Source organism: Streptomyces sp. NPDC022910, assembly GCF_055561075.1.
Genome location: NZ_JBVHHL010000035.1, coordinates 23,082 through 36,062, shown reverse-complemented (window position 1 = coordinate 36,062; position 12,981 = coordinate 23,082). Strand labels below are relative to the sequence as shown.

General features: G+C 71.4%; 11 protein-coding genes and 1 pseudogene. 1 reads left to right on the top strand and 11 read right to left on the bottom strand.

What is annotated here, in order from left to right:
* Positions 1–48 precede the first annotated feature (48 nt).
* The 11 genes and pseudogenes from ACZ3TS_RS28030 to ACZ3TS_RS27980 form a co-directional block, all read right to left on the bottom strand.
* The gene (locus tag ACZ3TS_RS28030) at positions 49–408 is read right to left on the bottom strand and encodes a hydrolase (protein ID WP_467623186.1); all 360 of its coding nucleotides are present in this window, start codon (positions 406–408) and stop codon (positions 49–51) included.
* An 89-nt stretch (positions 409–497) separates the two neighbouring features.
* Positions 498–1,415, bottom strand: coding sequence for a UTP--glucose-1-phosphate uridylyltransferase (locus ACZ3TS_RS28025; RefSeq protein ID WP_467623184.1), 918 nt, complete (start codon positions 1,413–1,415; stop codon positions 498–500).
* A 129-nt stretch (positions 1,416–1,544) separates the two neighbouring features.
* Positions 1,545–3,839: an FUSC family protein gene (locus ACZ3TS_RS28020; RefSeq protein ID WP_467623181.1), complete on the bottom strand. Its 2,295-nt coding sequence runs from the start codon at positions 3,837–3,839 to the stop codon at positions 1,545–1,547.
* A 92-nt stretch (positions 3,840–3,931) separates the two neighbouring features.
* Positions 3,932–4,150: a hypothetical protein gene (locus ACZ3TS_RS28015; RefSeq protein ID WP_467623179.1), complete on the bottom strand. Its 219-nt coding sequence runs from the start codon at positions 4,148–4,150 to the stop codon at positions 3,932–3,934.
* An 85-nt stretch (positions 4,151–4,235) separates the two neighbouring features.
* Positions 4,236–5,612: a glucose-6-phosphate dehydrogenase gene (zwf, locus tag ACZ3TS_RS28010; RefSeq protein ID WP_467623176.1), complete on the bottom strand. Its 1,377-nt coding sequence runs from the start codon at positions 5,610–5,612 to the stop codon at positions 4,236–4,238.
* Between the two features lie 507 nt (positions 5,613–6,119).
* Positions 6,120–7,058, bottom strand: a complete 939-nt coding sequence (locus tag ACZ3TS_RS28005) for a cyclase family protein (protein WP_467623174.1) — start codon at positions 7,056–7,058, stop codon at positions 6,120–6,122.
* Complete coding sequence (locus ACZ3TS_RS28000) at positions 7,059–7,763, bottom strand: trehalase-like domain-containing protein (protein ID WP_467623171.1); 705 nt, start codon at positions 7,761–7,763, stop codon at positions 7,059–7,061.
* A gap of 355 nt (positions 7,764–8,118) precedes the next feature.
* Positions 8,119–8,873 (bottom strand): annotated as a pseudogene (locus ACZ3TS_RS27995) (XdhC family protein); the annotation flags it as partial.
* Between the two features lie 123 nt (positions 8,874–8,996).
* Positions 8,997–9,773, bottom strand: coding sequence for a polysaccharide deacetylase family protein (locus ACZ3TS_RS27990; RefSeq protein ID WP_467623169.1), 777 nt, complete (start codon positions 9,771–9,773; stop codon positions 8,997–8,999).
* Between the two features lie 40 nt (positions 9,774–9,813).
* Complete coding sequence (locus ACZ3TS_RS27985) at positions 9,814–10,740, bottom strand: DMT family transporter (RefSeq protein WP_467623167.1); 927 nt, start codon at positions 10,738–10,740, stop codon at positions 9,814–9,816.
* A gap of 9 nt (positions 10,741–10,749) precedes the next feature.
* Positions 10,750–11,544 carry an SDR family NAD(P)-dependent oxidoreductase gene (locus ACZ3TS_RS27980; protein WP_467623165.1) on the bottom strand — a complete coding sequence of 265 codons (795 nt, stop codon included), beginning with the start codon at positions 11,542–11,544 and terminating at the stop codon, positions 10,750–10,752.
* 297 nt (positions 11,545–11,841) lie between these two features.
* Between ACZ3TS_RS27980 and ACZ3TS_RS27975 the strand changes: the two genes are divergently transcribed.
* Positions 11,842–12,906 carry an MGDG synthase family glycosyltransferase gene (locus ACZ3TS_RS27975; RefSeq protein ID WP_467623164.1) on the top strand — a complete coding sequence of 355 codons (1,065 nt, stop codon included), beginning with the start codon at positions 11,842–11,844 and terminating at the stop codon, positions 12,904–12,906.
* Positions 12,907–12,981: the final 75 nt, after the last annotated feature.

Genomic DNA, 12,981 nt, shown 5'->3' with positions numbered 1-12,981 from the left:
CTGGCGTGGCTGCCGGTGCCGCCGAACGTCGGCCGTTGTCCTGCCGGCCTACGCCTGACCAGCAGGTGCGACGGCGATCACGCGCTTGATGCCGACCAGGACCTTGTAGCGCTCCCTCGTCATGAACTCCTCCATGCTCCAGACCGCCGGACGTCCCACCTCCGCACACAGGTGCAGCACGTGGTCCTTGCCCGTCCACACCCCCAGATGGGCGCCGTACGCATCATCGGTGGCGTTGAACAGCAGCAGGTCGAGCGGCCAGGCAGCCGGCACTCGGGTGGTGGCCCGGGTATCCGCCCACAGATCGCTCGAACGCAGAGCGGGAGGAGCCAGACCGAAGTGCCGCAGGACCTCGTACGCGTACCACTGGCAGTTCGCGCCCGCGGTCAAACCGGGCGTGGCGGACACCGCCGTCGACCCTGGGAAGCGGGAGCCCACATACGGAACGGTCCGGAAAACGGCCGGCAGTCGATCGAGTAGGGAACCGCCCGCGGCGGTCACACGGGATCACCGGCCGCTGAGTCGTCGTCCAGTGCCCGCACGAGGCCGCGCAGGATGGGCCCGTACTCGGCGTGAGCGAGGGCCGAGGCCATCTGGGCCACGAGGTAGTCGGCCGGATTGCCGGTGTCGTACCAACGGCCCTGGATGACCTGCCCGTACACCGCGCGGGTGCCCGCGTAGGCGTTGATGGCGTCGGTCAGATAGATCTCGCCTTCACGGTGCTCGTACCAGCGCCGGGTCTGATCACGCAGCTCGTCGATGATTCCCGGGGTGATGACGTAGCCGCCGATGGCCGCGTACGAGGTCGGCGCGTCATCCGGCTTGGGCTTTTCGACCAGGCCGGTGATGCGCAGCAGACCGTCGCCCAGGTCCTCCTTGACGATGGGCACCCCGTAGCGCTGGGAGTCGGCGGGGTCCATGGGCATGAGGGCCAGGACGGGGCAGCCGGTCTGCTCGTACGCGCGGATCAGCTGCTGGGCACGAGGTACGTCGGCCACGAACACGTCGTCGGGCCAGAGCACCAGCACCGGTTCGTTGCCGATGTTGCGGGCGGCGTTGAGCACCGGGGTGCCGTTTCCGTACGGGCCGTGCTGGTCCAGATATGTGATGTGGCCTCTGCGAGCCAGTTCGGCGACCTCCTCCACGGCGTCCGCGTACGCCGTCTTGCCGTCGGCGCGCAGTTGCGCGACGAGGCCGGGATTGGGCCGGAAGTGGTCCTGGATGAGGGACTTTCCCCCCGAGACGACGATGGTGATGTCGGTGATACCGGAGTCCACCAGTTCACGCACGGTGTGCTCGATCACCGGTTTGTCGCCGACCGGCAGCATTTCCTTCGGTGTGGCCTTGGTCAGGGGCAGCAGGCGGGAGCCGAGTCCGGCGGCGGGGATGACAGCCCTGCGGATCGTCGGGGACATCAGGTCTCTCTCGGTCGAAACGGCACACGCGCCGGTCGGCACGGCACGCGGTTGACGCTATCAAGCCGCAGAGCCCACGCGATGGGCCAATGGCGTTGTGAGAGCACGCTGTTGGCGGGCAGGTCTCCTTCACCGAGCACCGGTGGCGTTACCGGCCGCGGCTGCCAGGCCGGGCTGGAGGCGGCGGGCGGCGTCGAGGTGGTCGGAGGTCCAGATGATGCGCACGGCCGTGGCGGTGGCCTGCCCTTGCCCGTCGTACAGGTCTTGACGCAGGGACTCGACCAGACGCGCGTCGGCTGTGGGGTTGCGCGGTAGTGGATCCGGCAGGGGCGTGTGCCGGGTCAGGCCTGCGGCCAGGTCCCGATACCAGTCGGACACCCGGCTCGCGGCGCTCAGCAGGACGAGGCCGGCGTCGGCGCGGCCCGCTTCGGTGTGCTGTGCGCCGCCACGCTGCCACAGGCCCAGGACGGCGTCCGCGGCCAGGCGCAGCCCTACGACGCCGGTGACCAGGGTGGTCATGTCCGCCAACGGGATTGGTTTCGGGCCGCGTTCGGCCAGGAAGTTGCGGAAGGCGTCATCGAGTCTGCGGGAGGAGGCGGCTGCCTGACGGCCCCATCGCAGGGGGGTGTCGGCCGGTGGGGGGTCCGGGCCGCAGCGGCCGACGGCGTACTTCACCGCGTCGGCCAGGTAGCGGGCGCTGTCCGTGTACGCAGTGGCGAGGGCCTGGTCGACCGCGGCCGCGGCTCCGCGCGGCCAGAAGAGCAGGCCCACCAGGACACTCACGGCGCAGCCGATGGCGATGTCCTGAAGACGCAGGAGCGCGATGTGCCAGTTGGGGTCATGGCCGACGTTGAACAGGATGACGAGGGTGATGGTGAAGGCTGCCTGGCCGGCGGCGAAGGAGATGGCGGCGGGAGCGATGCCGGCGACGAGCACCGCGAGAGGCAGCAGGAACCAGAGAGACGTGCCGTGGTGCCCGAAGATGTGCAGCACTCCGGCCCCGATGAGCGAGCCCGCGATCGTACCGCCCAGGGCGCGCAGCGCCTTCTGACCCGTGTTGAGCGCGTTCGAACGCAGAACGGAAAGGGTTCCCAGGAGCACCCAGAAGGAGTGCTGAACACCGGCCAGGTCCGCGAGAGCGACCGCGGCACCGAGGCCGAGTGCGCCCCGGAGGCTGTTGTGCAGCCAGACCGAGTGCGGCTCCAGGTGTGCGGCGGCCCGCTCGCGCGCCGCCGCCAGCGGTGCGCTCAGCGCACCGGGTTCGTGGCCGAGCAGACGCTCCGGCCAGCTGCGCTGTTCGGCCGCCGCCGCCAGGTCCACGTTCCCGGCGATCTGGAGGGTCACAAACCCGAGTTCCTGGGCGCGGAACGAGAGGTCCAGGGTGCCGAGGAAGGTGCGGACCGCCGACGCGGTGCCGGGGCTCGGCCGGCGTAGGGGCAGCCGGGTGCCGGCGCTGCGCTCCATGTCCACCATGGCCGAGCGCAGCGCCGCCGCGGCGGCACGGAGGGTGCCGGGCGGGTCGTGCGGTGTGTCGAGCAGGTCGGCCGACCGGTCCAGGACCGTGGCGGCGGCCCTGCGCACGGAGTGGGCCGCGGGGTCGCAGGCCGGGCGGTCCTCGTCCGGGGCGGCGCTGTCGGCCACGATGGAGCACAGCCAGGTGAGTTCGTCGACCAGACGGACCAGGGCGCGTGAGCCGGCGGACAGCCCGGTGGGCCGGTAGCAGGTGGCGTCGAAGGCGCGGCGCAGCTCGGCGGACGCTGCGGAAGCCTCATCGGCGGCGGCGCGGCACTGCCGGGCGCTGGGCACGTCCGGCCCGCCGGCCAGGCGGGAGGCGTCGATGCGCAGCTGCGCCGCGGCCGCGCGGCACACATGGGACGCGGGCGCGCTGAGCGGGTCGGCGGTCGGCCGGGGCCATAGCAGGGAGATCGCGAGCATGGCCGCGGCGGCCGCGAGGCCCGCTCCGGCGAGCCGCTCGGGCACCTGCGCCAGCGGTGCGGGAGAGGTGACGGGAAGGATGAAGGCCAGCAGGAGCGCGGTCGTCGCCCCTGCCAGGACGGAGCTGACCACGCCCGAGAAGAGGATCAGGAAGCCCACCACGACCGTGGCGGCGACCGCAAGCCAGGTCTCGCGGGCCACGAGCGTACCGAGGCAGATGAGCACCGCCCAGGCCACGGCCAGGCCCAGATGTGCCCGCAGCCGCTGGACCATCGGGCCGGTGAACTCCGCCAGCAGCAACATCGAGAAGGAGCCGAACGCCGAGAAGGTCGCCATCGTCGGCGAGCCGATCACCTGACTGCACAGGGCGAAAAGGGCGGGCATCGCCAGTGCCGTCCGCACGGCCCGACGGGTCGCCGCCAGCTCCGGATCGTGCGCACGCAGCCACGCCGGGGCCCGGCCGAGCCGCATGCGGACAGGTGTCTGCATGCGCCACACCTCCCGTCGCGGGTGCGCCTGGTGTCCCGTGACGGGTCGAGTATCTGCCGGGACTGGGGGCCGCACCCCGCCGAGGGGCGCTGTCAGCCACTTCTCGGCCACACCTCGGGCCCACCGCCGTGCCACTCGATCAGGGGCGACTCGGCGACATCCACTTCGTCCCAGCCCTCCAACCCTGCACGCTGAAGGAGCACCGCCAGATCGTGCAGGTTGTACGCCATCCCGAGGATCTCGCCGTCGGCTCGGACACGTCGGCCGCCGGTCTCGGAGGGCGGGGATACGATCACGCGACGCTCGGACATGCCCCCAGCCTCGCCCGTGACAGCCAGGCCCGCAATCCTGCGGGCGCCCGGGCGAGCGCCGACGGGCTGCCGGGAACGGTGCTGCTCAGTCGGCGGGGTCGTGCCAGCTGTCGCCGATGGGGAGAAGTCCGTCGGCTTCCTTGGGCCCCCATGTGCCCCTGGGGTAGGGGTGGGCGGGGACGATGTCGCCCAGGACGGGGTCGACGACGCGCCAGGCGGCCTCCACGGTGTCCTGTCGGGCGAACAGCCAGCGGTCGCCGTCGAGGGCCGCGCCGACGAGCCGGTCGTAGGGGCGCATGTCCGACCCCGGCTGCCGGCTGAAGGTCAGGTCCTCGTGCTGGGGCTGCCGGCCCTCCCCGGGTTTCTTGCCCGCGAGGGTCAGGACCACACGGGTCTCGGGCGATACGCGGAAGCGGAGCGTGTTGGCGGCGGGTGCCGGGCGGAGCCCGAACACGTCGTGCGGAGGACGGCGGAAGCGGATGGTGACCTCGGTGGCGGTCACCGGGAGGCACTTTCCGGCGCGGATGAGGATCGGGACGTCGGCCCAGCGCCAGGAGTCGGCGGCGAGCCGGATCGCCGCGTAGGTTTCGACCGTCGACTTGGGGTCCACTCCCTCCACCTCGCGATAGCCCTCGTACTGTCCGCGCACGACGTCGTCGGGGGTGAGCGGCTCCAGCGAGGAGAGGACCTCGGCCTTGGAGTCCGCCCAGGACTCCAGCCCCTGACCGGAGGGCGGGTCGGCCATGACGGTGGCCAGTACCTGCAGCATGTGGTTCTGGATCACGTCGCGGATGGCGCCGGTGCGGTCGTAGAACCGGCCCCGGTCGGACACGTCGAAGGCCTCCGCCATGGTGATCTGGATGCTCTCCACATACGTGCGGTTGAGCAGTGGCTCGAGCACCGAGTTGGCGAAGCGCGTGAAGAGGACGTTCTCCACGGGGTCCAGGCCGAGCCAGTGGTCGACGCGGTAGATCGCTTCCTCGGGGAAGTACTCCTGCATCGTGGCGTTGAGGCGCCGCGCGCTGTCCAGGTCGTGGCCGAAGGGCTTCTCGACCATGATGCGGGCACCCTTCGCGCGTCCCACGGTGGCGATGCCCTGGGCGATCCGGCCGAAGAGAGAGGGAGGCACCTCGAGATAGAACAGGGCGCGCTCGCCGCTGCCCATGGCCTCGGACATCGCTGTGTAGGTGGAGTCGTCGTCGAGGTCGCCGTCCACGTAACGCAGCAGGCCGAGCAACTTGACGGCCGCCTGCGACCGGGGATCCACGCCGTTGAGGGTGAGCGAGGACTCGGCATAGGCGCGGAACTGCTCCAGGCTCCAGCCGGACCTCGCCACGCCCACCACCGGAACGTCGAGGACACCGCGCTCGACCAGTCCCACGAGGGCGGGGAACGTCTCCCGTTTCGCCAGGTCACCGGTGGCCCCGAAGATCACCAGCGCGTCCATCTGCCGTGTCGTCATCTCTGACCCTCCTGTGAACGCCCCCCTGCGGCACTCCTGGTACGCCCGCGTCAGCGCAGCATGTCGGCAAGGTGATCGCCGACCCGCAGTGCGTCGGCGATGGCCGTCAGGGACGGATTCACCGCCCCGATGCCCGGGAAGAAGCTGGTGTCCGCTCGCGAGGCAGGCAGTCGCCGCGTTCGAGGATCAGTACGCGCTTCCCGGTGGGCGTCGGTCGGTGTGCCAGGGTGCCGCCGCCCGCGCCGCAGCCGATGACGACGACGTCGCAGTGCTGATCGCCGGCCACGGGGAATCCGTTCTGGAGTCGTTGCCTGCCCTGGCGGAGCCCGGTTCTCCCGGCCGCGGACACGTGGTGAGGGGCAGCTCGTGGGGGAGTGGCCGCCTCGTGCAGGGCAGGTCCTGTCATCTGCACGCTATAGGGCGGTCGGCCGGGCGGCACGTCGGGCATGGGTGCTCCGGTGCTCTTTGCGGTGCTCGATGACCACCGCGGCGTCGGAGGGTGCGACGTCAGAGGACCGCGATCGGGTTGACCGGCGAGCCGGTGGCGTACGGCAGTCGGAGCGGGGCGATCACGCACAGGAACGACCAGCGGGCCAGTTCCTCGCAGACCGGCACGAGGTCCTCGAACTGCAGATAGTCGAGGAGGTGGATCCCCATCGCATGCATCGCGAGCACGTGGAGGGGGAAGTCGACGCCTTCCGTGGTACTGGGCGCGGCATCGTTGTTGCCGTCGCTGCCGAGGACGGCGACCTGCCGTTCGGCCAGGAACTCCGCCGCGCCCGGGTGGAGTCCGGCCCGGGCCACGGCCGTCTCCCAGGGCCCGACCCCGGTGCGGCGGCGGCGGTGGCCGCCCCGGAGGAAGAGCAGATCACCGGTGCCGACGCGGACACCCTGCGCGGCCTCGGCCTCGGCCAGTTCCTCGGCGGTCACCTGGTCGCCGGGCTCCAGCCGCTTCACGCCGCGCAGCCGGGGGATGTCCAGCAGGACACCACGGCCGACGATGCCGTCCTTGGCCAGGGCGACGGAGAGCACCTCGCCGCCGCGGGGCGTGGCACTGGTGGCGTCCATACCCCCGAACAGCGTGCCATGGTAGATGACATGACAGAGCGCGTCCAGGTGGCTGTCGACGTTGCTGTGGATGTTCATGTCGAAATGGTCGAAGGCGAACTGCAGTTTGCTGCGGTCGATGGTGCCTGCGATGGCTCCCGTCATACGGTGACATGCGGGCTCTGCGTTGTCCGGTTCGAGGAGCGTCTCCACCGGTGCGGCAAGGCTCACGTGACGCCCGGTCCGGACCTCGCGGGCCGCGGTGGCCACGTGCTCCGGAGTGATCAGGTCGAGCGCGCCGCGGCCGACCCGCCCTCCCGGTGCCTCACGGCGGACTCGCTGGTACAGCGACTGGAAATCGGCTGCGCCGATCGACGGGAGGCTTCGGTCGCCCGTCATTCAGATGCTCCGCTTCGCATCGAGGGCGTCGTCGTCCAGGGTGCAGCCCGCCATGATGAGCGACAGATGGGTGAAGGCCTGCGGGAGTTTGCCCAGTTGTTCGTCGGACGGGCCGATCTCCTCGTCGAACAGGCCGACGTGGTCGGCCGCGGTCAGGACGGTACCGGCGGCCTCGCCGGCGTTGAGCGTCACCGCGCCGCGTACGTCACGGCCCGCGCGTTCCAAAGGGAAGGTGCCCTGGAGATGCAGCGCGATCCCGGATGCACGGGACACCGCGCCCCGCGTATCGAACTGGAACTCGTGCTCGGCGCGTCCATAGTCGAAGCGCGGCCGGCAGTCGAGGGCGAAGCGGACCGTGCCCCGCACCGCGCGGATGATCCGGAGCAGCGTGTGGCGGGCGGAAGGGCGGCCTGACGTGTCCGGTGGCATCCACTCCATCAACTCGCCGACACCGTCGGGCGACCTGAACCGGGTGACCAGCACAGCGGTGTCCGGACAGTACAGCCGGCGACAGGTCACAATGTCCGCTTCCGGCGCCAACCGGACGTGACCGCCGCGGTCTTGGCTCAGCAGGGCGGCGAAGATGCTGGGGGAGTCGAAACGGGGAGCCGGGAACCAGTTCAGCAGACCCTTGGCGGAGATCAGAGCGGCCGTCTGCAGGTCGCCCACCGGTCCGTGGTCGGCGATCGGCGGATTGCGGTCCATCTGCACGCTCCGAGCTCTCCGGTCGGCTCCCGGGAAAGCTATCCGAGCCAGGAGGCACCGGGACGGATACGCCTCGGCTGTTGCGGGACGGATCCCTCGTACGGCCGAGGGATCCGTCCCGGAGCCCTGCGCTGCGCGTCCCTCAGGTTCAGCACGGACCGCTCATCCGCCCCGCTCTCCGGTGTCCGTGCCCCGAGACGGACTCACCTTCACTCGATCGTACGTTTAAGGAAGCCGGTCAGGCCTCAAGCTGAGGTTGACCTCGACCTGGCCGACGGCGCGCGATGCCGAGCCGGAGGAGGGCGGTTGCCGGGGTCGCTGAGACGTACCCCGGCTCGTCAGGTGGCGGCGATGCTCTCCCGCTCTCTTCCCCGTCACGGTGGATCGGTGTCTTGGCACCGGTCAGCGGGACACCGTCCCTCCTCGCCGGGCTGCGACGATCTCCGCCATGATCGACAGGGCGGTCTCCTCAGGCGTACGGGTGCCGAGGTCGAGGTCGATCAGCGACCTCAGCTGGGCCAACTCCCGCTCGCTCGCGCCCGCTTCACGCAGCCGTCGGTTGCGGTCCTCGTGGGTGCGGCGCGAGCCCATCGCGCCGACGAACGCGACCGGCAGCCGCAGGGCCGCCTTCAGCAGGGGCACGTCGAACTTGGCGTCGTGTGTGAGCACGCACGGCATCGTGCGCCCGTCGATCGCGGTGCGCCGGAGGTAGTGGTGCGGCCAGTCGACCACGACGTCGTCCGCGTCGGGGAAGCGGGCTCGCGTGGCGACGACGGGACGTGCGTCGCACACGGTCACCTGGTAACCGAGCAACTTGCCCGCACGCACCAGTCCCGCGGCGAAGTCGATCGCCCCGAAGACGGTCATACGAGGCGGCGGCACGTTCGACTCGACGAACAGTGTGAGGCCGCCGGGGCAGGGCGATCCGTCCTACGAGAGGCCGACCGTGCCGGTGCGGCCGGTGGCCAGCATGGCCCGGGCCTCGGCCGCCACCGTCCGGTCCAGTTCCGCGTGGCCACCGAAACCGCCCTCGTACCCCCTGTCGGAGTGCACGGGCATGGCCCTGCCCAGGAGTTCGGCCGGGCCCCGCACGACCCGGGCGACGGCGAAGTCCCGGCCCTCCTCGTCCAGCGGTACAGCTCCTCGGCGATGTCAAGCATCACGTGCTCCCGAACGGGGACGGTGGGCCTGCTCGGGTTGCCGTCGAGACGCCGCATCCCGGCATGCCCGGAACTACCGCTCGTCGGAGTCGACCACCTGGCGCCTACCGTTGCAGCCGTGCTCGGCGAGCGGACCGACGGACAGGCCCGCGGCGCGGCAGCCGTTGACGATGTCGGGAAGCGCGCCGAGCGCGGCACGCCAGCAGTCGGCGGCCGAGGTCTGGTCGGAGTCGTGGAGGAGCAGGGTGCCCCCTCCGCGCAGGTCGGCTTCGATCACCGAGCGTACGGAGGCGGGCGTGGCGTCGGCGGTCCAGTCCCTGCCCCAGGCGGTCCACAGCACCGGCCGCAGTCCGGCCCTTCGGGCGGCCGCCCACCGGCCGGAGGTGAGGATCCCGTACGGCGGGCGGTACCACTGCGGCCGGCTGCCCGCGATGTCGGACAAGGCGTGGACCGCACGCACCAGGTCGGTGGTGTCGCGTGTGGGAGCGGGCAGCCAGGGGCGGTCGTGGGCCCAGCCGTGTACGGCGAGTTCGTGCCCCCGGTCCAGGGTTTCGCGGGTCAGCGCCGGGTACCGCACGACGTTCTGACCCAGCACGAAGAAGGTCGCCCGCACCCCGAGACCCTGCAGCGCGTCCAGGAAGTGCGGCGTGGACCTCGGATCCGGCCCGTCGTCGAACGTGAGAGCGATGTGGTCGGGACGGCCCGTGCCGGCGAGCCGGGGGAAGAAACGGCGTCGCAGGCCCGGCAGCCAGGTCACGGCCGGGGCGATGTGCGCGGCCGCGACCGCGGCGAACGGCACCAGGACGACGGCGGCCCGCCGGACGGGGGCATGGCCGTGGGAATGGGGCATGCGGGCATCCGCCTCCTTGCGTCATGGGCCGCGTTCGGATTCACGACCTCTGGGATGCCGGTCTCTGGGCTCCGGGGTCCCTTCCGTTCCGCCCTCCCGGCGTCGTGTCCCAGGCACCGCAGACCGAGGGGGAGCTCGCCAGTCCGATACTTCCGGCCCCGATGAGCGCGACGCCGACCACCTCGGGCAGCACCCGCACTCCGAGGGCGATCTGCTCGCCGAACAGCGCCCACCCCAGCGCGACGCTGGCCAGGGCGTCGCCGAGGGTGAGAGCCGGCTGAGACGCCGTCAGGGTTCCGGCCCGCAACGCGCTCTGCAACAGCAGGAACCCGACCGCTCCGGCGCAAACAGTCGCGTACGGTGGCCATTGCGCGAACGCGGCGCCCGGATCCTGCGCGAGTCTTCCCGTGACCTCCTTGAGGAGCGCGGCCGTGGCGGCGAACGACACCGCGCTCGCCAGCCCGATCAACGCGGCCCGCGGTGCGCCCCTGAGCGGACGGGCCACGGCGACGAGCAGGGCGACGACGCACAGTACCGTCGCTCCCGCCGAGAGCCAGCGACCCGGCGAGGCCGTGGAGCGGCCGGGGGAGGGCTCGGCCCCGCCCAGGAAGAGCGCGAGGCCGATGGCAAGGGCCGCGAACGCCAGCCATGTGCGACGGCTGGGGCGGCGATGGAAGACCACGCTGCCGACGGCGAGGGTGAAGAGCAGCTCACTTGCCATCAGGGGCTGGACGAGGGAGAGGCTGCCCACGGCCAGCGCGGACGCCTGCAGAACGGTCGACAGGGCGAGCAGCCCCGCACCCGCCAGCCAGTGCGGTCGCCGCAGCACACGGGCGAGCCACCGCACCGCCTGACGCACCCCTCGGCCGCCTTCTGGCTCGTCCGTCGCAGCCCGGCGCTGCAGGACCGATGCCGAGGCGTTGGACAGCGCCGCGAGCAGGGCGAGCAGGACGGTCAGGTAGCTCACCTGTGCCACTCATCCGAACCTGGCGGCGAGCCGCCGGTACAGTCCCGGCGCTACTCCACGCACCCGGGCGGGCAGGCGCAGCCAGCCGGGTACGAAGACCTCGTCCCGACCCCGGGAGACGGCGGACCAGACGGCCTCCGCCACGCGCTCGGGCGGCACCGGCCTCGGCCTCGACCGCAGGTAGGGCATCCCGCGCCGATCGAAGAACGGTGTGTCCACCACGCCGGGCACCACATGGCTGATTCCCACCCCGGTGCCGCGCAGTTCGTATCGCAAGGCGTCGGCGAAGGTGCCGAGCGCCGCCTTGGCCGCGGAGTACACGGCCTCGCCCCGTACGCCGACCGTGCCTGCGAGGGATCCGATGATCACTACACGTCCGGAGCCCGCTTCGACCATGTGGGGGAGCAGGTGCCGTACGAGATGCACCGTGGCGAGCACATCGACGTCGATCACTTCGTCGATGGCGCGTGCGGGCATGCTGCTGAAGTCTCCGGCCCAGCCGATTCCGGCGCAGGCCACCAGCAGGTCCACGCGGCCGAGGCGGTCGAGGGCGAACTCGGCCAGCTGCCGGTGGGCACCCGGCAGGGTGTGATCCGTGGGGAAGACCGTGGCCGCCGCCTGGACGGCGACCCGCGCGAGCCGCGTCTCGTCCCGCCCGTTCAGCACCATGCGCCACCCGCCCTCGGTGGCCAGCCGACGGGCGACGGCGGCGCCGATGCCGGAGGATGCGCCCGTCACGAGCGCAGTGCCCCGCTCAGCCGTCTGGCCACCGGAAGGCGTACCCGCTTGGGGCGTTGCGTCCATGGAGAGGGCGGAAGCGGAACGATCACGCGAGGGGGCATGAAACATGGCGGATGACCTCAGCTGCGACGGCGAACACCGGAGTGATGGGCGGAAGGCGACTGCTCCCGGGTTCAGTCGAAGGAAGCGGACGGCGGTATCCCGCTCGTCACGCTCGGAAACTCGGAACGGTTGGGTGCGTTTGGAAAACCATGGCTGGGGACAATCGGTACCAGTGTGTGCATTCTCCCCCGCGGCGCGACGGCAGGCGACGCGAGCGGCCATAAGCCCTCGCGGCGGATACTGATCGTCAGTGCCAGCATGGGATCCGGACACGACACGGTCGCCGCCGAACTCGCCCGGCGCGCGCGCTGCCACGGCCATGAGGCGCATGTCGTCGATGTCCTCGGTCTGCTGCCACACGGGCTGGGCACCGGCCTCCGCCGCGGCTACCGGTCATCCGTACGGTGCTTCCCCTGCGCGTACGCCTTGCTGTACGGCATGTTTCTGCGTCGCGGGACCGGGCACCGCCCCAGCGGCGTCCCGCTGGCCCGCCTGGCAGGCGATCGCCTGACAGAACTCGTCGACCGCACCCGAGCGGACGTGGTGGTCCCTGTCTTCCATCTGGCCGCGCAGCTGACCGGCGACCTCAGGTCCCGGGGGCGGCTACGCGTACCGAGCTTCGTCTTCTTGATCGACTTCGCCGTTCACCGGCAGTGGCTCCATGGCGGCAACGACCGCTACCTCTGCCTCACGGACGAAGCCGCGGACTGGGTGCGCCAGGACATCGCCACTCCCGCCGAGACGACCGGACCGGTCGTGGCACCGGAGTTTTTCACTCCGGCACCCACGGCGGCCCAGTGGTCACGGCGTTTTGGCCGGCACGCTCCCGAACGCCCGGCGGTGCTCCTGTCCGCAGGTGCCTGGGGCGCCGGCTCCCGGCTTCCCGCGACCGCTCGCCTGCTGGCCGCGCGCGGTTTCCACCCGGTGGTGCTGTGCGGCCGTAACGAACGGCTCCGTCGCAGGCTGTGCGAGATTCCGGGAGTTCTGGCCCTGGGCTGGACCGCCGACATGCCCGGCCTGATGCACGCAGCCGGAGCCCTGGTCGACAACGCCGCGGGGCAGACCGCGGTACAGGCACTCGCCGCGGGACTCCCGGTGGTGGGGTACCGACCCCTGCCGGGCCATGGCACGGACGGCGTACGCCGGATGGCCGGCCTCGCCCTCTGCCACCATGCGGCCGACGAGGCCGACCTGCTCAGCTCATTGGGTCGGGTCACCACACCCGGTCCCGACCGCGAGCGCCGAGTGGCTCTCGGTCGCACACTTTTTCGGAGCGACGCCCTGGCACGCCTGGTGGAACTCACCGACACGGCCGCGGGATGAACCGACTACCGCCGTGCCGAGCTGCACAACGGAGCGTGCCGTACCCGCGGACTGCCGCGGGTGCGACACGCTGCT

What these genes read in the sequence shown, in the direction of transcription:
- ACZ3TS_RS28005 (WP_467623174.1), bottom strand. Translation starts at nt 7,058, where the DNA reads ATGACGGGCGACCGAAGCCTCCCGTCGATCGGCGCAGCCGATTTCCAG.
- ACZ3TS_RS27990 (WP_467623169.1), bottom strand. Translation starts at nt 9,773, where the DNA reads ATGCCCCATTCCCACGGCCATGCCCCCGTCCGGCGGGCCGCCGTCGTC.
- ACZ3TS_RS28025 (WP_467623184.1), bottom strand. Translation starts at nt 1,415, where the DNA reads ATGTCCCCGACGATCCGCAGGGCTGTCATCCCCGCCGCCGGACTCGGC.
- ACZ3TS_RS27980 (WP_467623165.1), bottom strand. Translation starts at nt 11,544, where the DNA reads ATGGACGCAACGCCCCAAGCGGGTACGCCTTCCGGTGGCCAGACGGCT.
- ACZ3TS_RS28015 (WP_467623179.1), bottom strand. Translation starts at nt 4,150, where the DNA reads ATGTCCGAGCGTCGCGTGATCGTATCCCCGCCCTCCGAGACCGGCGGC.
- ACZ3TS_RS27975 (WP_467623164.1), top strand. Translation starts at nt 11,842, where the DNA reads ATGGGATCCGGACACGACACGGTCGCCGCCGAACTCGCCCGGCGCGCG.
- ACZ3TS_RS28000 (WP_467623171.1), bottom strand. Translation starts at nt 7,763, where the DNA reads ATGGACCGCAATCCGCCGATCGCCGACCACGGACCGGTGGGCGACCTG.
- zwf (WP_467623176.1), bottom strand. Translation starts at nt 5,612, where the DNA reads ATGACGACACGGCAGATGGACGCGCTGGTGATCTTCGGGGCCACCGGT.
- ACZ3TS_RS28020 (WP_467623181.1), bottom strand. Translation starts at nt 3,839, where the DNA reads ATGCAGACACCTGTCCGCATGCGGCTCGGCCGGGCCCCGGCGTGGCTG.